Genomic DNA, 21,572 nt, shown 5'->3' on the forward strand with positions numbered 1-21,572 from the left:
GTGCGACTAAGCTGGCCGAATGGCCCGGCGCCGTAAACCGCCACGCGGGCAGCCACCGCTATCGGCTGGGCTGCGCCGAGTGGAAACCGGTCCCGACGGCTACGAGTACGAAGTGCGACCGATCGCCGCGGCCCGTGCCGTCAAGACCTATCGGTGTCCCGGATGCGATCATGAGATTCGTTCCGGCACTGCGCATGTGGTGGTGTGGCCGACTGACTCAGTGGTGGCCGGAGCCGAGGATCGGCGGCACTGGCACACCCCGTGCTGGAAGAACCGCGCCAACCGCGGCCCTACCCGAAAGTGGTCTTAGCTCGCCGGCTCGACCAACTCGATCAGCACCCCGCCGGCGTCTTTGGGATGGATGAAGTTGATCCGTGAATTCGCCGTACCGCGCCTGGCCGATTCGTAGACCAGCCGTACGCCCTGGGACCGCAGTCGCCCGCACAGCGCGTCCAGATCGCTGACCCGGCAAGCCAGCTGCTGGATGCCCGGTCCGCGCTTGTCCAAGAACTTTGCTATCACCGACGACTCGTTGAGCGGGGCCATCAACTGGATTTGCGCCGTGGTGCCGGGCACCGACAGCATCGCCTCGCGGATGCCCTGGTCGTCGTTGACTTCCTCATGGACCAGGATCATGCCGAGGTGGTCGTTGTACCACTCGATCGAAGCGTCCAGGTCGGCGACCGCGATGCCGACATGATCGAGGCCTGTCACCAACGAGGCGGCCAATACCTGACGGGCGTCAACTTGATCGGTCGTCATCACACAACGGTAACCTGGCGATTGAGATTGCGCTTCTCCGGTAGGTCGAATCGGGCTTCCCAGGCCCTTTAGGAGGTACTAATGACGACGTCGGTGATCGTTGCTGGAGCCCGCACCCCGATAGGGAAATTGATGGGCTCCCTGAAGGATTTCAGCGCCAGCGATCTGGGCGCCATCGCGATCGCCGCGGCGGTGGAAAAGGCCCGGGTGCCGGCCGCTGCGGTGGAGTACGTGATCATGGGCCAGGTCTTGACCGCCGGGGCCGGTCAGATGCCGGCCCGGCAGGCAGCGGTTGCGGCCGGTATCGGCTGGGATGTACCGGCCCTGACCATCAACAAGATGTGCCTGTCCGGGATCGACTCGATCGCGCTTGCTGACCAGCTCATTCGCGCCGGAGAGTTCGATGTGGTGGTCGCCGGCGGCCAGGAGTCCATGACCAAGGCGCCGCACCTGTTGATGGACAGTCGCTCGGGCTACAAGTACGGCGACGTCACGGTTTTGGATCACATGGCCTACGACGGGCTACACGACGTGTTCACCGACCAGCCGATGGGCGCGCTTACCGAACAGCGCAACGACGTCGACAAGTTCACCCGGCAGGAGCAGGACGAATACGCTGCCGGGTCGCACCAGAAAGCGGCCGCGGCGTGGAAGGACGGCGTCTTCAACGACGAGGTGGTGCCGGTGGATATCCCGCAGCGCAAGGGCGATCCGCTGCAGTTCACCGAAGACGAGGGAATTCGCGCCAACACCACCGCCGAGTCGTTGGCCGGTCTCAAGCCCGCGTTCCGCAAGGACGGCACCATCACCGCCGGCTCGGCCTCCCAGATCTCCGACGGGGCGGCCGCCGTTGTGGTGATGAACAAGGAAAAAGCCCAGGAAATGGGGCTGAAGTGGCTCGTCGAAATTGGTTCACACGGCGTAGTCGCCGGACCGGATTCGACGCTGCAGTCTCAGCCGGCCAACGCGATAAAGAAGGCGCTCGACCGCGAAGGAATCTCGGTTGAGCAGCTCGATGTCGTGGAGATCAACGAGGCCTTCGCGGCGGTCGCGCTGGCCTCCACGCGCGAACTCGGTGTGGATCCCGAAATCGTCAACGTCAACGGCGGCGCAATTGCCGTGGGTCATCCGATCGGCATGTCGGGGGCCAGAATCACGCTGCACGTGGCGCTCGAGTTGGCACGGCGCGGATCGGGCTACGGCGTCGCGGCCCTGTGTGGTGCCGGTGGCCAAGGTGACGCGCTGATTCTGCGGGCCGGATAAACAATCCACAACTGACCGGTAACTTTGCTGCAGCTAAGCGCGCGGGAATCTGTGTGATTTCTGTCATAGCTGGTGGATCGCGAGCACCGTTAAGCAGCGATTTCGTGCCGGTCCTGGTCCCGTACGGTCGTCGGTGCGACCGGATCGATCGATGACCGAAGCGGCGTGCCAAACTTGATGACGTGACGCGTCCCCGACCCTCTATCGGACCTGCGATGGCCGGTGCGGTCGATCTGTCGGGTCTCAAGCAGCGAGCCCAACAGAACGCTTCGGCAACTGGCCCTGCGGGCCGCGCATCGTCAGCGCAACCGGGTGGTCCGCAGACCACTGAGGTCACCGAAGCCAATTTCGAAGACGAAGTGCTGGTCCGGTCGGACGAAGTTCCGGTTGTGGTGGTGCTGTGGTCACCGCGCAGCGATGTGTGCATAGAGCTGGTTGACGCGTTGTCCGGCCTGGCCGCTGAGGACAATGGCACGTGGTCACTGGCGACGGTCAACGTCGACGTGGCACCCAGGGTGGCCCGGATATTCGGCATTGAGGCGGTGCCGACCGTGGTGGCGTTGGCCGCTGGGCAGCCCGTCTCAAGTTTCCAGGGTTCGCAGCCCGCCGATCAGTTACGGCGCTGGCTGGATTCTCTGCTCTCGGCGACAGCCGGAAAGCTCAGGGGAGCAAGTGGTTCCGGGGAGGCACCGGAAGTCGACCCGCAGGTTGCGCAGGCCCGCCAACAGCTTGAGGCCGGCGACTTCGAAGCCGCCCGACAGTCATATCAGGCCATCCTCGATGTCAATCCGGGCAGCGTCGAAGCGAAGGCCGCGATCCGGCAGATCGAATTCCTTACGCGCGCAACCAAACAACGTCCAGACGCCGTCGCGGTCGCGGACGCCGCGCCGAACGACGTCGAATCCGCGCTAGCTGCGGCCGACGTACAGATCCTCAATCAGGATGTGAGCGCGGCGTTCGATCGTTTGATTACCTTGGTGCGCAGCACATCTGGAGATGATCGGACCGTCGTCCGGACCCGGCTGATCGAGCTGTTCGAGCTGTTCGATCCCGCGGACCCTGAAGTCGTCGTCGGGCGCCGCAACCTGGCCAACGCACTTTATTAGGGTGAGCAGACGCAAAAGCCCCCAAAACCTATGGTTTTAGGGGGCTTTTGCGTCTGCTCGCGCTACTCAGGCTCCAGCCACAAAGCCGACGTCGGGGGCAGCACCAGTACCGCCGATGCCGGACGGCCATGCCACGGGTCGTCGGTGGCCTCGACACCGCCGAGGTTTCCGATCCCGGAGCCGTTGTACACGGTCGCGTCGGTGTTGAGCACCTCGCGCCAACGGCCGGCGAGCGGCAGGCCGAGCCGGTAGCCGCTGTGCTCTGAACCCGCGAAATTGAATACGCACGCCATCACCGAGCTGTCGCTGCCGTATCGGAGGAAGCTCAGCACGTTGTTGGCGGAATCGTTGGCGTCGATCCAGGAGTAGCCCTCGGGGGTGGTGTCCTGACTCCACAGCGCCGGGTGGCCGCGGTAGATGTCGTTGATGTCGCGCACCAGACGCAGAACACCGTTGGAGAAGCCCTGCTCGTCGAGTTGCCACCAGTCCAGACCACCCTGTTCGGACCACTCGGCGCGCTGGCCGAATTCCTGGCCCATGAACAGCAATTGCTTGCCGGGGTGCGCCCACTGGTAGGCCAGCAGGCTGCGCAAACCGGCCGCCTTGGCGTGGTTGTTGCCCGGCATCCGCCCCCACAGCGTGCCTTTGCCGTGCACCACCTCGTCGTGACTGAGTGGCAGCACATAGTTCTCGCTGAATGCGTACAGCATCGAGAACGTCATCTCGTGGTGGTGGTAACTGCGGTACACCGGGTCGTGGCTGACGTAGTTCAGCGTGTCGTGCATCCAGCCCATGTTCCACTTCATCGAGAAGCCAAGGCCGCCAAGGCTGGTCGGGCGCGTAACCCCGGGCCACGACGTTGACTCCTCGGCGATGGTAACAATGCCCGGCGCCGCCTTGTGGGCGGTCGCGTTCATCTCCTGCAGGAATTGCACCGCTTCCAGGTTCTCCCGCCCGCCGTAGACGTTGGGGGTCCAGCCGTCCGCGGGCCGCGAGTAGTCGAGATAAAGCATCGACGCCACCGCATCCACCCGCAGACCGTCGATGTGAAACTCTTCCAGCCAGTACAAGGCGTTGGCCACCAAGAAGTTGCGCACCTCCGGTCGACCGAAGTCGAACACGTAAGTGCCCCAGTCCAATTGCTCGCCGCGCTTGGGATCAGAGTGCTCATACAGCGGGGTGCCGTCGAAGCGGCCCAGCGCCCATGCGTCCTTCGGAAAGTGTGCCGGCACCCAATCCACGATGACGCCGATGCCGGCCTGATGCAGGGCGTCGACAAGCGCGCGGAAGTCGTCGGGTGTGCCGAACCGCGACGTCGGCGCATAGTAGGAGGTGACCTGATATCCCCACGATCCGGCAAACGGATGTTCGGCGACGGGTAGCAGCTCGACATGGGTAAACCGATGCGCCACAACATATTCGGTCAGCTCGCGGGCAAGCTGGCGGTAGCTGAGACCGGGGCGCCACGAGCCGAGGTGGACTTCGTAGGTGCTCATCGGCTCGAACACCGCATTGAGTTGCGCGCGCCGCACCATCCAGTCGTTGTCGGCCCAGGTGTAGTCGCTCGACGTCACCCGCGATGCCGTCTGCGGCGGTACCTCGGTGCCGAAGGCGAACGGATCGGCCCGATCGGTGATGACGCCGTCGGCGCCGTGTACCCGGAACTTGTAAAGGCCGCCGACAGGGAACCCGGGCCAGAACAACTCCCAGACTCCGGATGAGCCCAGCACCCGCATGGGCGCGTCGTTGCCGGTCCAGCCGTTGAAGTCGCCAACCAGGCTGACGCCCTTGGCGTTGGGCGCCCACACTGCGAACGAGACGCCGTCGACCACGCCGTCGGCCGTCTTGAACGAGCGGGGGTGGGCGCCGAGAACTTCCCAGAGGCGTTCGTGGCGGCCCTCGGCGAACAGATGGAGGTCGATCTCGCCCAGGGTGGGCAGAAAGCGGTAGGCATCGGCGATCGTGTAGACGTCGGAGTCGCTATAGCGCACTTCGAGTCGGTAGTCGATGAGGTCGACGAACGGCAGCGCCACGGCGAACAGGCCGGATTCGATGTGCTGCAACGGGAATCGGTCGTCACCGACGACAGCGACGACGTCGGCCGCGTGCGGTCGGTAAGCCCGGATGACGGTGTGGTCGCCGTACTCGTGGGCGCCCAGAATGCCATGCGGGTTGTGGTGGGCGCCTGCCACCAGCCGCGCCAGGTCGGCCGGCTCGGGGGCCAGGTGCGTTCCGGGGAGTTGGTCAGTCCTGCTCATGCTCCCTCACCTCCTGCGCAGCAGCGTGACTCGGGATTCGTCGGGAACCGATGGCATGTTGATGATGTGGGCGACTGCCCGCCCAGGGTCGATACGAATGTAATTTGCCTGTCCCCATTGGTATTCCTCGCCGGTTATCTCGTCGCGCACCCAGAACCGGTCGTAGGGCTCCATACCCAATGCCACCATGTCTAACCACAGCGTCGCTTCTTCGGGCCCGAAAGAATTCAGGGTCACGACCACTAGCACGCAGTCGCCGGTGACCGGATCGAACTTGCTGTAAGCCAGCAATGCATCATTGTCCACGCCGTGGAAGTGGATGGTGCGCAACTGCTGCAGTGCCGGATGTAGTCGGCGAATTGCGTTGAGCCTACTGATAAATGGCTCCAGCGACTTGCCTTCGGCCAGCGCGCCGGCAAAATCGCGGGGGCGTAGTTCGTACTTCTCCGAGTCCAGGTATTCCTCGCTGCCTTCGCGCACCGCGCGGTGTTCGAAGAGTTCATAGCCGGAATACACTCCCCACGCCGGACTCATGGTCGCCGCCAGCACCGCACGGATGGCGAACATGCCCGGGCCGTTGTGCTGAAGCACGGCGTGCAGAATGTCGGGGGTGTTGACGAACAGATTCGGCCGGCGGTAGTCGGCCAGCGCGGCGATGTCGTTGCCGAATTCGGTGAGCTCCCATTTGGCGGTCCGCCAGGTGAAGTAGCTGTAGGACTGCGTGAAGCCGAGCTTGGCCAGCCCGTACTGGCGCGCCGGCGGCGTGAAGGCTTCGGACAGAAAGAGCACATCGGGATCGGTGGCTTTCACCTGACCGATCAGCCAGGCCCAGAAGTCGGGCGGCTTGGTGTGCGGGTTGTCGACGCGAAAGAACTTGACGCCGTGGTCAACCCAGTGTCGAACCACGCGTAGGACTTCGTCGTAGAGGCCCGCGGGATCGTTGTCGAAATTGAGCGGGTAGATGTCCTGGTATTTCTTCGGTGGGTTCTCGGCGTAGGCGATGGTGCCGTCGGGTAACTCGGTGAACCAGTGCCGGTGCTCCCGGGCCCAGGGATGGTCGGGTGCGCATTGCAGGGCCAGGTCCAGGGCCACCTCCATACCCAGGTCGCGGGCTGCGGCGACGAAGTCGTCGAAGTCGTCGATGGTGCCCAGATCCGGATGAACGGCGTCGTGCCCACCCTCGTCGCTACCGATGGCCCACGGCGATCCGACGTCTCCCGGCTCGGCGGTGGGGTTGTTGTTGCGTCCCTTGCGGTGCACCTTGCCGATGGGATGGATTGGCGGCAGATACACCACGTCGAAACCCATCTCGGCGATGCGGGGCAGCGCGGCGGCCGCGGTGGCGAAGGTACCGTGCACCGGTTTGCCGTCGGCGTCCCACCCGCCCGTCGAACGGGGAAAAATCTCGTACCACGCGCCGAACCGGGCCGCCGGGCGATCCACCCAGACGCCGAACTGCTCGCCTCGGGTGACCAGGTCACGCAGCGGATAGTCGGTCAGGATCTCCTCGACGTCGGATGCCAGCGCCGGCGCCGAGCGGGTCACCGGATCCCCGGGCTTCCGCAATGCCGCCGCGGCTTCCATCAGCGGCCAGCGCTGCGCGCGCGGCACACCGGTCGCAGCACGCTCGAACAGCGCGGCACCGATCAGCAGGTCGTTGGACAGCTCCTTTTCGCCTTGGCCGGCTTCCAGCTTGGCCACCAGACCATGGCGCCAGGTGTGGATCGGGTCACCCCAGCCGTCGACCCGGAAAGTCCACAAGCCGACGCTGTCGGGAGTGAACTGACCGTGGAACACGTAGGGCTCCTGTCCCATGGTCATGGGAATCAGCAGCGGCTTGACCCGCGGCGTCGCGGTGGCGGTGGCTTCAACACTTGCCTCGGGAGCCTGCACCGCCTTGATCCGGCGCACTTCGGCCCCTTGCGGATAGCGCAACCCGTGGTAGCGCACGACCAGCGTCGCCGCTACCGCCTCGTGACCTTCCCGCCATACCGCGGCGCTGACCGGGACCACCTCGCCGACCACCGCCTTGGCGGGGTACGCGCCACACGAGACGACGGGCTGGACGTTATCGATCTCGACACGACCGGGCACCCATCACTCCGTTCGCCTGTCGGGCGTCGTTGGGAATTTCCCCTCATCAGGGAATTTGCTTGCACCGGGAAGCTTCGTTGCGCCCCAATACCTACCCGATACCCACCCTAGTGTTCGGCCACACACCCCCAGGTAAATGGTGGCTTAGTCGCGCTGCACACGCGTCGATTCTCAGTAAGCTAATGACGGTGAAAGCCCTCCGCCGGTTTACGGTCCGTGCTCACCTACCCGAGCGGCTCGCTGCCCTCGAACAGTTGTCCACCAACCTCCGATGGTCTTGGGACAAGCCGACGCAGGACCTGTTCGCGACCATCGACTCGAAGCTGTGGCTGAATTGCGGCCACGATCCGGTGGCGCTGCTGGGCGCGGTCAAACCCGCGCGGCTCGACGAATTGGCGCTCGACGAGGGCTTCCTCGGCCGGCTCGACGCGCTGGCGGCCGAATTAGACGACTACCTGAACTGTCCGTTGTGGTATCAGCAGCAGGCGGATGGCGGAACCGGGTCACCCCTGCCGACGGGCATTGCGTACTTCTCGATGGAGTTCGGCGTTGCCGAGGTGTTGCCGAATTACTCAGGCGGCCTTGGGATTTTGGCCGGCGACCACCTGAAGTCCGCGTCCGATTTGGGGGTCCCGCTGATTGCGGTAGGTCTCTACTACCGCTCCGGGTACTTCCGGCAGTCACTGACTGCGGATGGTTGGCAACAGGAGACCTACCCGGCGCTGGACCCGCAAGGACTCCCGCTGCGGCTGCTCACCGACGCCGGCGGCGATCCGGTTCTGGTCGAGCTGAGCCTGCCGGACGACGCGCAACTGCGCGCCCGGGTGTGGGTCGCGCAAGTAGGTCGCGTGCCTTTGCTACTGCTGGATTCCGACGTGCCGGAAAACGAGCACGACCTGCGCAGCGTCACCGACCGGTTATACGGCGGCGACCAGGAGCATCGCATTCGGCAGGAGATTCTGGCCGGTATCGGTGGGGTGCGGGCCATCCGCGCCTACACCGCCCTGGAAGGACTGCCCGCGCCCGAGGTATTCCACATGAACGAGGGCCACGCCGGATTCCTTGGAGCGGAGCGGATCCGTGAGCTGATCACCGAGGCGGGATTGGACTTCGACACCGCGTTGACGGTCGTCCGGTCCAGCACTCTGTTCACCACTCACACACCGGTGCCCGCCGGCATCGACCGGTTCCCACTCGAGATGGTGCAGCGCTACTTCGACGACGACGGTAACGGCGCGCCCACGCTGTTGCCGGGGGTGTCAACGGATCGAATCCTTGCCCTGGGGTCGGAGGACGACCTGACCAAATTCAACATGGCCCACATGGGTCTGCGGCTGGCGCAGCGGGCCAACGGTGTGTCGTTGCTGCACGGTCGCGTCAGCCGGGTCATGTTCAGCGAGCTGTGGGCGGGATTCGACCCCGGCGAGGTGCCGATCGGATCGATCACCAACGGCGTACATGCGCGCACCTGGGCGGCGCCGCAGTGGTTGCAGCTGGGTCGGGAACTGGCGGGGTCGGACTCGTTTGCTGAGCCCGGCGTCTGGCTGCGGTTGCAACAGGTCGACCCCGGTCACCTGTGGGGGATCCGCTCGCAGCTGCGCGCGCTGCTGGTTGACGACGTGCGGGTGCGGCTGCGCCAGTCTTGGCTGGAGCGGGGCGCGTCGGACGCCGAACTGGGTTGGATCGCAACGGCATTCGATCCGAATGTGCTCACCGTCGGATTCGCTCGGCGGGTGCCGACGTACAAGCGGCTGACGCTGATGCTGCGTGATCCGGATCGACTGGAACGGCTGCTGCTCAACGACGACATGCCGATCCAGCTGATCGTTGCGGGGAAGTCCCATCCCGCCGACGACGGCGGCAAGGCGCTGATCCAGCAGATAGTCCGCTTCGCCGACCGGCCGCAGGTGCGCCACCGCATCGCCTTTCTGCCTAACTACGACATGTCGATGGCCCGGCTGTTGTATTGGGGCTGCGACGTCTGGCTGAACAACCCGCTGCGGCCGCTGGAAGCGTGCGGCACCTCGGGGATGAAGAGCGCGCTCAACGGCGGGCTGAACCTGTCCATCCGCGACGGCTGGTGGGATGAGTGGTACGACGGTGAAAACGGTTGGGAGATACCGTCTGCCAACGGCGTGGTCGACGAGACGCGTCGCGACGACCTGGAGTCCAGCGCGCTGTACGACCTACTCGAACACGCGGTGGTGCCGAAGTTCTACGAACGCGACGACGACGGCGTGCCGCCTCGATGGATCGAGATGGTGCGGCACACCCTGCAGACGCTTGGGCCAAAAGTGTTGGCGTCGCGCATGGTTCGCGACTACGTCGAGCATTACTATCTGCCGGCGGCGCAGTCGTTGCGCCGGACGGTTTTTGGCGCTGACGGCGCCGAAGCAGGGGAACCCGAGTTCGCCGAGGCTCGAGAGCTCGCCGCCTATCGCCGGCGGGCGCAGGAAGCGTGGCCGAAGATCAACATCACCGATGTCGACAGCACCGGCCTGCCGGACACTCCGCTGCTGGGGTCCAAGCTGACCCTGACCGCCACGGTGCAGCTGGCCGGCCTGGCTCCCGACGAGGTGACGGTGCAGGCGGTGTTGGGCACGGTGGATGCCGGCGACGCGCTGGTGGATCCGATCACCGTCGAGATGTCGTACACCGGCAGCGCCGAAGGAGGCAGCCAGGTCTTCTCGACGACAACGCCGCTGCCGGTAGCCGGGGCGGTCGGGTACACAGTGCGGGTGCTGCCGAACCATCCGATGCTTGCCAACAGCAACGAGCTCGGCCTGGTCACGCTGGCTTAGTCACCGCGACGATAACGGGCTATACAGCGGACTGCTGGCACGGCCAATGCCCACCGACATATTCGCACCGCCTCAGAAGCAGGTGAGCGATGTTTGCTGGGGTCGCATTGACGCCCACGTAGTACCGAGCGAAATCAGCGGCTGCAGCTAACGACTGGAGTCAACTACCTGGGATAACTAGTCACATGACGAATACGGCTAGAGGGGTATCGACTTCTCGTCGATCATGGCATAATATTTGCTGCCAGCAAAGGGTACGGCTCCTCGCATCGGGTGGGTCAGTGCGAGAAAAGGGGAACCCGTGGCTGCAAACAGTTCTGTATCAGTGCGGCCCGAGAAGGGCGGCTTCGGCCGTCGGGAAATCGCCCCAGGCGGACAGTGCGACATCGCGGGTTCTGAGGGTCAGGCGAGCCAGTGGGACGAGTTGTCGACCGAGGAACGGCGCTGCCGCGAATGGTTGATCATCGCGACGGTGAATCTTTGTGTCCGGCAGGGGTATGACCGCACGACCGTCGACCAGATCGCCGCTGCCGCCGGCGTATCGCCACGTGACTTCACGCGTTACTTCGCGTCCAAGAATGCGGTGATCATGTCGCTCGTCGAAGACGTGCTGCATGCCACCGTCGTCGCACTTGCCCATGTTGAGACAGACATCGACCCGACCGAGGCGCTGTCGATCGCGACCACGGAGATGCTGACCGCCATCACCAACGGCTGCGGCGTCATGACGAGTGACCGAATGCTGGCGATGGCCTGCATCGTCACCTCAAATCGGGATTTGCAACAGCAGGCATCGGCTGCCCGCAAGCAGGTACTGGCACGCGCGCTCGCTGAACGTATGCGAATCGATCCGCAGAGCCGGCGGGTGCAGCGCGCCGTCAAAATGTGGTCGGCGATCGCGGCCGGCCTCTACATCGACCGCCAGTATTTGCCGGCTAACTACGACCCGCTGCACGATGATCGACTGCCCGAGCGGATAAGCGCGCGCCTCGCCGAAACCTTCGATCAAGTGATGGGCCGGGCCCTCCGCAAGAAAAGCTGACGCTTCCGGGATCTTCAGGCGGAAAGACTGTCGGGTGGACCGCACAGCCGCTCCAGCGCCGCCCGGACCTGAGCGGCGTTGGTCGTCCGCCAGAACGGTGGCAGCGACGCCAGCAGGTAGTCGCTATAGCGTGCGGTGACCATCCGGGAGTCCAGCAACGCGATAACACCGCGGTCGGTGACGCGGCGCAGCAACCGGCCGGATCCCTGCGCCAGCAGCAACGCGGCGTGGCTGGCGGCGACGGCCATGAAACCATTCCCGCCGCGCGCGGCCACCGCCCGCTGCCGGGCGCTTAACATCGGATCGTCCGGCCGGGGGAACGGGATGCGATCGATCAGCACCAAGGACAGCGACGGTCCTGGCACGTCGACGCCCTGCCACAGCGACAGCGTGCCGAACAACGACGTCGCCGCATCGGCGCTGAACTGCTCGACCAGCGTCGAGGTGCTGTCGTCGCCCTGACACAACACCGGCGTCGACAGCCGGTCGCGCATGGCCTCGGCGGCCGCCCGCGCGGCCCGCATCGACGAGAACAGCCCCAGCGTGCGTCCGCCGGCCGCGGTGATGAGTTCGGCGATTTCGGTCAGCTGCTCGGCCGACCCGGTGCCGTCGCGGCCCGGCGGCGGCAGATGGGCGGCGATGTAAAGTATCCCGGCTTTGGCGTGGTGGAAAGGCGATCCGACGTCCAGGCCACGCCACCCATCTGCCAGTCCCCACGCGGTCGCCATCGCGTCGAAGGAACCGCCGACCGTCAGCGTCGCCGACGTCAACACCGTTGTCGAACGGGAGAACACTTGCGTGGCAAGCAGGTCCGCCACCCCCAGCGGCGCGACCCGCATAACGGCGCGCGCCACGCCCCGGTTGTCCTCGTGCTCCAGCCAGACCACGTCGGTGCGATCGGGGATAGCGGGGGTGAACGATGTGAGGATCCGCGACGCGGTATCGGAGATCTCGCTCAGCGCAGCGGCAGCTTCGGCGCGTGCCGATGCCGCCTTGGCGTCGCTGGTGGTGTCGATGGCCGACTGTGCCGCACTGGCTGCGTCACGCAGCGCGGAAAGATAGGTCGCCATCTCTTCGTCGAGGTAATCAATGCGGCCCGGTGTCCCGTCGTGAATGGCCGCGGCGAAATTCGTCGACGCCGCCTCCAGCCGCTGGAGCAGTTCCGGGCCGACCAATCGGGTGATCCGTCGCGAGGCCGCACCGAGCGTTGCCGACGTCAGCTCCGCGGTGGCCACCGACGTCACCCGGTCGACAAGCTCGTGTGCTTCGTCGACCACCAACAGCGCGTGTTCCGGCAGCACCGCCGATTCGGTAACGGCGTCGATGGCCAGCAGCGCGTGGTTGGTGACAACGACGTCGACCCGGCCGGCGCGGCTGCGCGCCCGCTCGGAAAAGCACTCCGAGCCGAACGGGCACCGGGCGACGCCGATGCATTCCCGCGCGGAAACGCTGACCTGAGACCAGGATCGGTCCGGCACACCGGGCTTGAGGTCGTCGCGGTCACCGGACTCGGTGGTCGATGCCCATGTCGTGAGCCGTTGCACATCGCGCCCCAGCGCGCTGACCGCTATGGGGTCGAAAAGTTCTTCCTGCGGCCCGTCGTCTTCAGCGGCCGCCCCGCCACCGTGAACCTTGTTCAGGCACAAGTAATTTCGGCGCCCTTTGAGCAACGCGAACTGGGGGCGGCGCGGCAGCGCATCGGCGAGCGAGTCGGCCAGCCGGGGCAGGTCGCGATCCACGAGTTGGCGTTGCAGTGCGATTGTCGCCGTCGACACCACCACCGGTTTGTCGTCCTTGACGGCGCGGACGATCGCGGGAATTAGATACGCCAGCGACTTGCCGGTACCCGTTCCGGCCTGCACGACGAGGTGCTCACCGGTCTCGAAGGCCTGTGCGACCGCGGTGGCCATCTGCTGCTGGCCGCTGCGCTCGCTCCCACCGAGCGCGGCCACCGCGATGGCCAGCAGCTCGGCCACGGACCGGGACGCGGACCTAGTCACGTCGTCGACCGTAGCCGAGTCAGGCCGTGATCGTCGTCGTCGGAATCGCCGGCTCGCCGGGCGCCAATTTCAGCCCCTCCCACGGCAGGCTGCGCAGTCCGGATGCCACCAGCTGACGTGCCGAGTCCAGGTCGGTATCGGCCACCACGTGCCCGCCGCGGACCAGCGCTGTCGTCAACACCCGGCACGGCTCGGCGCTGGCCGGCAGCCGTCCCGCCGGATACACGATCTCCTCGGTCACCGTGCCCGTCGCGCGGGACAACCGCAGCGCCTCCTTGCCGCCGCCGGGGGATTGCTTGTGGCTGCTGCGCTTTTGCACCGGAATGCCGTCGACCTCGACCAGTTTGTAGACCATATTCGCGGTCGGCGCGCCCGAGCCGGTGACCAGCGACGTCCCGACACCGTAGCTGTCCACCGGCGCGGCTTGTAATGCCGCGATGGAGAACTCGTCAAGATCGCCGGACACGATGATGCGGGTATGGGTGGCCCCCAACTGGTCGAGCTGCTGACGCACCTGCCGGGCCAGCACTCCCAGCTCGCCGGAGTCGATGCGCACCGCACCGAGCGTGGCTCCGGCCGCGGCCACGGCATTGGCCACGCCGGTCGTCACGTCATAGGTGTCCACCAGCAGCGTCGTCCCGGTGCCCAGCGCGTCGACCTGGGCGCGAAACGCGCCAAGCTCGTCCGGTCCGTCATTGCTGGTGTGCAGCATGGTGAAGGCGTGCGCGGCGGTGCCCTCGGCGGGTATTCCGTATCGGCGCTGGGCCTCCAGGTTCGATGACGCGGTGAAGCCGGCGATGTAGGCCGCCCGCGCGGCGGCCGCCGCGGCACGCTCATGCGTTCGCCGGGATCCCATCTCGATCAGCGGGCGTTCTGCTGCGGCGCTGACCATGCGCGCCGCCGCGGACGCGATCGCGGTGTCGTGATTGAAGATCGACAGCACCAGTGTTTCGAGCACCACGCACTCGGCGAAGCTGCCATGCACCGAAAGCACGGGAGAGCCGGGGAAGTACAGCTCGCCCTCGGCGTAGCCGTCGATATCGCCGCTGAACCGGAAATCACGCAGGTAGCGCACTGTGTCCGGATCGAGGAATTGCGCCAGCAGCTGACACGCGTCGTCGTCGAACCTGAACTGCGGCAAGATTTCCAGCAGGCGGCCGGTCCCGGCGACCACCCCGTACCGGCGGCCGGCGGGCAGGCGGCGGGCGAACACTTCGAACGTGGTCCGACGATCGGCAGTCCCGTCACGCAGCGCCGCGGCCAGCATGGTCAGCTCATACTTGTCGGTCAGCAGGCCGGCCAAGGGCGGCTCATTCACAGGGCAACGTTATCCGGGGGTATCGGCTCGCGTCCTCACGTCCGGCGTCTCGGTATCCTAGGGGCCATGGTTGCTGCCTCAGCTCCCACCAAGCCGGGCACTACCGGACAACGCGAGTCCTCGCCGGTAGCCGTCACCGACAGCCCATGGGTCACGATCGTGTGGGACGACCCGGTCAACCTGATGACCTATGTGACGTATGTGTTCCAGAAGTTGTTCGGCTACAGCGAGCCGCATGCCACCAAGCTGATGCTGCAGGTGCACAACGAAGGCAAGGCTGTGGTTTCGGCGGGTAGTCGAGAGTCCATGGAAGTCGACGTGTCCAAGCTGCATGCTGCCGGTTTGTGGGCGACGATGCAGCACGACCGGTGAGTTTCGAGGGTATTCGGGATTCCCTGTGCGCAAATGGAAGCGCGTCGAGACCGCCGACGGTCCCCGTTTTCGGTCCGCCTTGGACCTGCACGAGGCGGCGCTGCTCAAGAACCTCGTCACGGCGATGATCGACCTGCTCGACGAGCGTGAGTCGTCCTCGCCCTCAGACGAACTGCAGGAGATCACCGGCATCAAGACCGGCAATGCAGAGCGTCCACCGGACCCGATGCTGCGCCGGTTGCTGCCGGATTTTTACAAGCGAGATGACGCGGACTCCTCGGAGCCCGATAACTGCGACAGCCTCAACGCCGCGCTGCGCAGTTTGCATGAGCCGGAGATCATCGACGCTAAACGCGTTGCGGCACAAAAGTTGTTGGATACTGTTCCGGACAACGGCGGCCGGCTGGAGCTGACTGAGGAGGTCGCGAATGCCTGGATCGCCGCGGTCAACGACCTTCGGCTGACGCTGGGCGTCCTGCTCGAGATCGGCCCGCAGGGACCGGAGCAGCTGCCGGACGACCATCCGCTGGCCGGGCACCTCGACGTTTACCAATGGCTGACGGTCTTGCAGGAGTACCTGGTTCTGGTCCTGATGGGGAAGCCGGCCCGATGAACGCCATTACCGACGTCGGGGGCATCCAGGTCGGTCACTACCAGAAGCTGGATCCGGACGCGTCGCTCGGCACGGGTTGGGCGTGCGGCGCCACCGTCGTTCTGACACCGCCGGGCACGGTCGGTGCGGTCGATTGCCGGGGCGGTGCGCCAGGGACCCGGGAGACCGATCTCTTGGATCCGGTCAACACCGTGCGCTACGTCGACGCGGTGCTGCTTGCCGGTGGCAGCGCCTACGGCCTGGCGGCAGCCGACGGCGTCATGCGCTGGCTCGAGGAACACCAGCGGGGCGTGGCCATGGGTGCCGGTGTGGTGCCTATCGTGCCGGGTGCGGTGGTTTTCGACCTGCCGGTCGGCGGCTGGGACTGCAGGCCGACGGCTGACTTCGGTTACGCCGCCGCGCAGGCTGCCGCTGAGACCGTGGCCGTCGGGACCGTCGGCGCGGGGGTGGGTGCGCGGGCCGGTGTATTGAAGGGCGGCGTGGGAACGGCCTCGACAACTCTGTCGTCGGGTGTGACGGTCGGCGCGATCGCGGTGGCGAACGCGGCGGGCGATGTCGCCGACCGCACCACCGGTCTGCCCTGGATGGCAGACCTGACCGGCGAATTCGGGCTGACGCCGCCGCCTGCCCAGCAGATCGCGGCCTTCGCCGAGCTGCCGTCCCCGTTGAGCCCGCTCAACACCACGATCGCGGTTGTTGCCACAGATGCCGCCCTGAGCCCGGCGGCCTGCCGGCGCGTCGCCATCGCCGCCCACGACGGCCTGGCCCGAGCCATTCGGCCGGCGCACACCCCGCTGGACGGCGACACGGTGTTCGCGCTGGCCACCGGCGCGATCGAGGTGCCGCCCGCGGCCGACACGCCCGCTGCACTGTCGCCGGAGACCGCGCTGGTTACCGCGGTCGGCGCGGCGGCGGCCGATTGTCTGGCCCGCGCTGTGCTGGCCGGTGTGCTGGCCGCCGAGTCGGTAGCCGGAATACCGACCTATCGCGGTGTGCTGCCGGGAGCGTTTGGGATCTGACTCCGGCTGCGTCCATGCCGGTAACCTGGATGGATGCAGGGCGCAGCGATGAGAAGGAGCGGCGCCATATGAAGCGATCGGGCAACTTGCCGGTGAAGCAGGATCAGAGGCGGCCCCAATGGGTTGTCGGCGGGACCACGATCGTCAGCTTCGTCGTGCTGCTGTGGCTCGTCGAGCTATGGGACAACCTGACCAATCATCGCCTGGACTCCAACGGCATCCGGCCGCTTGAGACCGACGGGCTCTGGGGCATCCTCGTCGCGCCGCTGCTCCACGCGAACTGGGATCACCTGATCGCCAACACCGTTCCGGCGCTGGTGCTCGGTTTCCTGATGACGCTCGCGGGTTTGTCACGGTTTATCTTCGCCACCGCCATCGTCTGGATTCTCGGTGGCTTCGGCACGTGGCTGATCGGCAATGTCGGTGCGCACTGCCCGTACGTCGGCGTGCGCTGCGAGACCAACCACATCGGCGCGTCGGGCCTCATCTTCGGTTGGCTGGCGTTCCTGATCGTGTTCGGGTTCTTTACCCGCAAGCTGTGGCAGGTCGTCGTCGGCATCATCGTGTTGTTCATCTATGGCGGCGTCCTGCTCGGCGTGCTGCCCGGCACTCCCGGAGTGTCGTGGCAGGGCCATCTGTGCGGGGCGATCGCCGGCGTCGTCGCGGCGTATCTGTTGTCCGCTCCGGAACGTAAGGCCCGCGCCCAGAAAAAGGCCGGCCGTTGAGTTCGCCGTTAGCGCCCGTCGGGATCTTCGACTCCGGCGTGGGAGGATTGACGGTCGCGCGGGCGATCATCGATCAACTGCCCGACGAGGACATCGTCTACGTCGGCGACACCGGCAACGGGCCCTACGGGCCGCTCACCATTCCCGAGATCCGTGCGCACGCGCTGGCCATCGGCGACGATCTGGTCAGCCGCGGTGTCAAGGCGCTGGTGATCGCGTGCAACTCGGCGTCGGCCGCCTGTCTGCGGGACGCGCGTGAACGTTACGACGTGCCCGTCGTCGAAGTGATCCTGCCGGCGGTGCGCCGTGCGGTCGCCGCTACCCGCAACGGCCGCATCGGCGTGATCGGCACGCGGGCCACGATCACCTCGCACGCCTACCAGGACGCGTTCGCCGCGGCCCGCGACACCGAGATCACCGCGGTGGCCTGCGCGCGGTTCGTCGACTTCGTGGAGCGCGGGGTTACCAGCGGGCGGCAGGTCCTCGGGCTGGCCGAGGGTTATCTGGAGCCCCTGCAGCGTGCCGAGGTCGACACGCTGGTGCTGGGTTGCACGCACTACCCGCTGCTGTCCGGATTGATTCAACTGGCGATGGGCGACAACGTCACGCTGGTCTCCAGCGCCGAGGAGACCGCCAAGGAAGTGCTTCGGGTTCTCACCGAGCGGGATTTACTGCGTCCGCATGACGCGCCGCCCGCCACCCGGGTGTTCGAAGCCACGGGTGATCCCGAGGCGTTCACCAAACTGGCGGCGCGATTCCTGGGTCCCGCCGTGACGGGTGTGCAACCTGTTCACCACGTACGCGTTCGCTGAGCCGATGCGGACAGATTCTGACCACCGAATGGGCGATGTATTCCTCATCCTGGTATCGGGCATGGCACAGTAGTGACCGTGCGAATAACCGTGCTGGGCTGCTCGGGTAGCGTCGTCGGTCCGGATTCGCCTGCGTCGGGATATCTGGTCAGGGCACCGGACACGCCTCCGTTTGTGCTCGACTTCGGCGGGGGAGTGCTCGGTGCGCTGCAACGGTATACCGACCCGGGGTCGGTACATGTGCTGTTGACCCACCTACACGCCGACCACTGTTTGGATATGCCGGGGCTGTTCGTGTGGCGTCGCTACCACCCGTCGAAGCCGGTCGGCAAGGCGTTGCTGTATGGCCCGAGCGACACCTGGTCGCGACTGGGCGCCGCGTCCTCACCCTACGGCGGTGAGATCGACGATTGCTCGGACATCTTCGAGATTCACCACTGGGTGGACGGTGAGCCGGTGGCCCTGGGGGCCCTGACGGTAGTACCGCGGGTGGTGGCTCACCCGACTGAGTCGTACGGTTTGCGGATCACCGATCCCAGCGGCGCATCGTTCGTCTACAGCGGCGACACCGGCGCGTGCCAGCAGATCGTCGAATTAGCGCGTGGCGCAGACGTTTTCCTGTGCGAGGCATCCTGGACGCACGCACCGAACGATCGCCCGCCCGCGCTGCATCTGTCGGGCACTGAGGCGGGCCGGGCCGCCGCGGAGGCGGGCGTTGGCGAGCTGCTGCTGACGCACATCCCGCCGTGGACTTCGCGGGAGGACGTGATCAGCGAGGCCAAGGCCGAGTTCGACGGTCCGGTGCACGCTGTGGTGTGCGGCGAGACGTTCGATATCCCCCGTATTTGATAGGCGTCCAGAGTTTGCGCGCCCTAAGAATGGGTTCCTTCGACAGCTAGGGTTGGCGTCGTGTCCAAACGAGAAGATGGGCGGCTTGACGACGAGCTTCGCCCCGTGGTCATCACGCGTGGTTTCACCCATCATCCGGCGGGTTCGGTACTGGTCGAATTTGGTCACACCAAGGTCATGTGCACCGCCAGCGTCACCGAGGGAGTGCCGCGCTGGCGCAAGGGGTCGGGATTGGGGTGGCTGACCGCGGAGTACGCAATGCTCCCGTCGGCCACCCACACCCGCTCAGACCGCGAATCGGTGAAAGGCCGGGTGAGCGGTCGCACCCAGGAGATCAGCCGGCTGGTCGGCCGGTCGCTGCGGGCGTGCATCGACCTGGCGGCGCTGGGAGAGAACACGGTCGCCGTCGACTGCGACGTGCTGCAGGCTGACGGCGGCACTCGCACCGCCGCCATCACGGGCGCCTATGTAGCGTTGTCCGACGCGGTGACCTACCTGTCGGCGGCCGGCAAGCTGTCCGATCCCAGGCCGCTGTCGTGCGCCATCGCGGCGGTCAGCGTCGGTGTGGTCGACGGCCGGATTCGCGTCGACCTGCCCTACGAAGAGGATTCGCGTGCCGAGGTCGACATGAACGTCGTCGCCACCGACACCGGGACCTTGGTGGAGATCCAGGGAACCGGTGAGGGCGCGACGTTTCCGCGGTCGACTCTGGACAAGATGCTCGACATGGCGTTGGGTGCCTGCGACAAGTTGTTCGCCGCACAGCGCGAGGCCTTGGAGCTGCCCTACCCGGGTGCGCTGCCGGAGGGACCGCCACCGCCGAAGGCGTTCGGAACCTGACCCGCCTGCTGGTCGCCAGCCGCAACATCAAGAAGCTGGCTGAGTTACGCCGGGTGCTCGACGCTGCGGGCCTGTCGGGGTTGACGCTGGTGTCACTCAGCGATGTGGAGCCCTTCGACGAAGCGCCGGAAATTGGTGCGACCTTTGAGGACAACGCGCGGGCCAAGGCGCGTGACGCATTCGCCGCGACGGGCTTGGCAAGCGTGGCCGACGATTCCGGTTTGGCGGTGGCCGCTTTGAACGGCATGCCCGGCGTGCTTTCGGCCCGCTGGTCGGGTCACCACGGCGACGACTTACGCAACACCGAGTTGCTGTTGGCGCAGTTGCGCGATGTGCCCGACTCGCGGCGCGGTGCGGCGTTTGTGTCGGCCTGCGCGCTGGTTTCGGGGTCCGGCGAGGTCGTGGTGCGCGGGGAGTGGCCGGGGTCGATTGCCCGGGAGGCGTCGGGCGACGGGGGGTTCGGATATGACCCCGTTTTCATTCCGGAGGGCTACGACTGCACGGCCGCGCAGCTGAGTCCGGCGGAGAAGGATTCGATATCGCATCGGGGTCGGGCACTGGCGCTGCTGCTGCCGGCGCTGCGCGCTCTGGCCGGTGTCGAAGCCTAATCACACCAGCCACACTGGCCTCTCTCAGAGGCGCCGGTCGGTCTGTCCGGCTCCGAGCGACAGTTCGGCTGGTGCCGCCAAAACTGTTATCTCACAACCGAATTGTCGCTCGAAGCTGGACAAAAAGTGCGCTGCCGCCTCTAGCGGCTCGTGTGGCGGATGTGACGACGGGGCGTGACGCTCTACAGGCCGAAGCGCGCCTTGACGCTCCTGGTCTGGAAATGCTCGACGATGATGCCCAGCAGCGGAATGGTGCCGGCGAGCAGCACACCAATGGTCTTGCCGATCGGCCATCTGACCTTGATCGCGAGGTTGAAGGCGGCCAATACGTAGACGAAATAGACCCACCCGTGCACCACTTCGATCCACCGGATTTCGTGGTGGAAAACCAGGTGCGAGACGATTTCGTAGCACAGTGCGATCAGCCAGATACCCGTCGTCCACGCCATGATTCGGTAACCGAGCAGCGCGGGACGAATCTTGTCGGCGGGGAAAGCGGGCGCTTGCGATTCCGGTGTCTCCGGCGTGGTCATGCGGTGGTCCTGTTCTGCTTTTCGGCGTCGTTCTTCGCGAGCTCGGCCAGGTAGGCGTTGTACTCCCGCAGGGCGGGATCGTCGATGGGTGGTTGCATCGGCTTCGGACGTTCGGGCAGGAGTCCGGCAGGTATTTCGGTGACGGCGCCAGGCTTCCCTGGTTCCGGAGCCACCTCTTCGTAGCGAACGAACTTGCGGTACGCGTAAACGCAAAACCAGGCAAATAGCGGCCACTGCAGCGCGTAGCCGAGGTTCTGGAAGGTGCCCGAGGCCGACTGATATCTGGTCCACTGCCACCAGCCCAGCGCCAGGCAGCCGCAGGCCGCGACGATCACCAAAGCGATCATTGCGGGCCTGCGACGGTGGATAGTGGACACTTCACGACCGTACCGCCTGGGGAAGTTCGTCAGTGCGCAGAGCGGTACGATCGGCAACGCCGCGGGCGTGATGAAATTGGCAAACATGCCGGCTTTAGGTGCCGGTGCTCTTACGAGCTTGAGGGTTCGAGTCCCTCCGCCCGCACCTTTGCTGGTAGGGCACGCCTAGACCGTGCGCCC

The 21,572-nt window shown here is 65.9% G+C and carries 20 protein-coding genes and 1 tRNA gene; 14 read left to right on the forward strand and 7 right to left on the reverse strand.

All coding sequences use genetic code 11. The features are described from left to right. Window positions 1–19: 19 nt before the first annotated feature. The gene (locus tag AC5Y21_RS01810; RefSeq protein WP_499908771.1) at window positions 20–310 is read left to right on the forward strand and encodes an Rv1322 family protein; all 291 of its coding nucleotides are present in this window, start codon (window positions 20–22) and stop codon (window positions 308–310) included. On the opposite strand, the gene mce is transcribed toward AC5Y21_RS01810, so the two are convergent. Further along, entirely contained in the window at window positions 307–765 is a 459-nt protein-coding gene (gene mce, locus AC5Y21_RS01815; protein ID WP_499908773.1) for a methylmalonyl-CoA epimerase, read from the reverse strand. The genes AC5Y21_RS01810 and mce overlap by 4 nt on opposite strands. A gap of 78 nt (window positions 766–843) precedes the next feature. Between mce and AC5Y21_RS01820 the strand changes: the two genes are divergently transcribed. Together AC5Y21_RS01820 and AC5Y21_RS01825 are read left to right on the forward strand one after the other, a co-directional pair. After that, window positions 844–2,025, forward strand: coding sequence for an acetyl-CoA C-acetyltransferase (locus tag AC5Y21_RS01820; RefSeq protein ID WP_499908775.1), 1,182 nt, complete (start codon window positions 844–846; stop codon window positions 2,023–2,025). A 182-nt stretch (window positions 2,026–2,207) separates the two neighbouring features. Continuing rightward, window positions 2,208–3,131 (forward strand): tetratricopeptide repeat protein, encoded by a 924-nt coding sequence (locus tag AC5Y21_RS01825; protein WP_499908777.1) that lies wholly within the window; start codon window positions 2,208–2,210, stop codon window positions 3,129–3,131. A 62-nt stretch (window positions 3,132–3,193) separates the two neighbouring features. Here the strand turns inward: AC5Y21_RS01825 and glgB are convergent, their stop codons facing one another. Both glgB and AC5Y21_RS01835 read right to left on the reverse strand, forming a co-directional pair. Continuing rightward, window positions 3,194–5,389, reverse strand: a complete 2,196-nt coding sequence (glgB, locus tag AC5Y21_RS01830; protein WP_499908779.1) for a 1,4-alpha-glucan branching protein GlgB — start codon at window positions 5,387–5,389, stop codon at window positions 3,194–3,196. A gap of 6 nt (window positions 5,390–5,395) precedes the next feature. After that, window positions 5,396–7,483, reverse strand: coding sequence for an alpha-1,4-glucan--maltose-1-phosphate maltosyltransferase (locus tag AC5Y21_RS01835; protein ID WP_499908781.1), 2,088 nt, complete (start codon window positions 7,481–7,483; stop codon window positions 5,396–5,398). Between the two features lie 188 nt (window positions 7,484–7,671). On the opposite strand from AC5Y21_RS01835, the gene glgP reads away from it, so the two are divergent. Together glgP and AC5Y21_RS01845 are read left to right on the forward strand one after the other, a co-directional pair. Further along, window positions 7,672–10,284 carry an alpha-glucan family phosphorylase gene (glgP, locus tag AC5Y21_RS01840; RefSeq protein ID WP_499908783.1) on the forward strand — a complete coding sequence of 871 codons (2,613 nt, stop codon included), beginning with the start codon at window positions 7,672–7,674 and terminating at the stop codon, window positions 10,282–10,284. Between the two features lie 457 nt (window positions 10,285–10,741). Further along, window positions 10,742–11,326: a TetR/AcrR family transcriptional regulator gene (locus AC5Y21_RS01845; protein WP_499908785.1), complete on the forward strand. Its 585-nt coding sequence runs from the start codon at window positions 10,742–10,744 to the stop codon at window positions 11,324–11,326. Between the two features lie 14 nt (window positions 11,327–11,340). Here AC5Y21_RS01845 and AC5Y21_RS01850 read toward each other — a convergent pair whose 3' ends face one another. Together AC5Y21_RS01850 and AC5Y21_RS01855 are read right to left on the reverse strand one after the other, a co-directional pair. Continuing rightward, entirely contained in the window at window positions 11,341–13,326 is a 1,986-nt protein-coding gene (locus AC5Y21_RS01850; RefSeq protein WP_499908787.1) for an ATP-dependent DNA helicase, read from the reverse strand. Between the two features lie 19 nt (window positions 13,327–13,345). After that, window positions 13,346–14,644: a nicotinate phosphoribosyltransferase gene (locus AC5Y21_RS01855; RefSeq protein ID WP_499908789.1), complete on the reverse strand. Its 1,299-nt coding sequence runs from the start codon at window positions 14,642–14,644 to the stop codon at window positions 13,346–13,348. Window positions 14,645–14,710: 66 nt separating this feature from the next. On the opposite strand from AC5Y21_RS01855, the gene clpS reads away from it, so the two are divergent. The 8 genes from clpS (at window position 14,711) to rdgB (ending at window position 20,482) form a co-directional block, all read left to right on the forward strand. Further along, the gene (gene clpS, locus AC5Y21_RS01860; RefSeq protein ID WP_499908791.1) at window positions 14,711–15,016 is read left to right on the forward strand and encodes an ATP-dependent Clp protease adapter ClpS; all 306 of its coding nucleotides are present in this window, start codon (window positions 14,711–14,713) and stop codon (window positions 15,014–15,016) included. Window positions 15,017–15,041: 25 nt separating this feature from the next. Next, window positions 15,042–15,629: an oxidative stress transcriptional regulator AosR gene (gene aosR / locus AC5Y21_RS01865; RefSeq protein WP_499908793.1), complete on the forward strand. Its 588-nt coding sequence runs from the start codon at window positions 15,042–15,044 to the stop codon at window positions 15,627–15,629. Next, the gene (locus AC5Y21_RS01870) at window positions 15,626–16,648 is read left to right on the forward strand and encodes a P1 family peptidase (RefSeq protein ID WP_499908795.1); all 1,023 of its coding nucleotides are present in this window, start codon (window positions 15,626–15,628) and stop codon (window positions 16,646–16,648) included. The genes aosR and AC5Y21_RS01870 overlap by 4 nt, the downstream gene beginning before the upstream one ends. A gap of 68 nt (window positions 16,649–16,716) precedes the next feature. Then, window positions 16,717–17,373: a rhomboid family intramembrane serine protease gene (locus tag AC5Y21_RS01875; RefSeq protein ID WP_499908954.1), complete on the forward strand. Its 657-nt coding sequence runs from the start codon at window positions 16,717–16,719 to the stop codon at window positions 17,371–17,373. Further along, window positions 17,370–18,185: a glutamate racemase gene (gene murI / locus AC5Y21_RS01880; RefSeq protein ID WP_499908797.1), complete on the forward strand. Its 816-nt coding sequence runs from the start codon at window positions 17,370–17,372 to the stop codon at window positions 18,183–18,185. The genes AC5Y21_RS01875 and murI overlap by 4 nt, the downstream gene beginning before the upstream one ends. Window positions 18,186–18,257: 72 nt before the next feature. Beyond that, on the forward strand, window positions 18,258–19,034 hold the full coding sequence (locus tag AC5Y21_RS01885) for a cyclic nucleotide-degrading phosphodiesterase (protein WP_499908799.1): 777 nt from the start codon (window positions 18,258–18,260) through the stop codon (window positions 19,032–19,034). Window positions 19,035–19,094: 60 nt separating this feature from the next. Then, a complete protein-coding gene (rph, locus tag AC5Y21_RS01890) occupies window positions 19,095–19,874 on the forward strand; it encodes a ribonuclease PH (RefSeq protein ID WP_499908801.1) in 780 nt (259 codons plus the stop codon). After that, window positions 19,871–20,482 carry an RdgB/HAM1 family non-canonical purine NTP pyrophosphatase gene (gene rdgB / locus AC5Y21_RS01895; RefSeq protein ID WP_499908956.1) on the forward strand — a complete coding sequence of 204 codons (612 nt, stop codon included), beginning with the start codon at window positions 19,871–19,873 and terminating at the stop codon, window positions 20,480–20,482. The genes rph and rdgB overlap by 4 nt, the downstream gene beginning before the upstream one ends. 182 nt (window positions 20,483–20,664) lie before the next feature. On the opposite strand, the gene AC5Y21_RS01900 is transcribed toward rdgB, so the two are convergent. Further along, window positions 20,665–21,015 carry a DUF3817 domain-containing protein gene (locus tag AC5Y21_RS01900; RefSeq protein ID WP_499908803.1) on the reverse strand — a complete coding sequence of 117 codons (351 nt, stop codon included), beginning with the start codon at window positions 21,013–21,015 and terminating at the stop codon, window positions 20,665–20,667. After that, the gene (locus AC5Y21_RS01905; protein ID WP_499908805.1) at window positions 21,012–21,392 is read right to left on the reverse strand and encodes a hypothetical protein; all 381 of its coding nucleotides are present in this window, start codon (window positions 21,390–21,392) and stop codon (window positions 21,012–21,014) included. Before AC5Y21_RS01905 ends, AC5Y21_RS01900 begins: the two co-directional genes overlap by 4 nt. A 61-nt stretch (window positions 21,393–21,453) precedes the next feature. Between AC5Y21_RS01905 and AC5Y21_RS01910 the strand changes: the two genes are divergently transcribed. Further along, window positions 21,454–21,537 (forward strand) — tRNA-Leu (locus tag AC5Y21_RS01910). Window positions 21,538–21,572: the final 35 nt, after the last annotated feature.

Source organism: Mycobacterium sp. NGS41 (assembly GCF_059812725.1).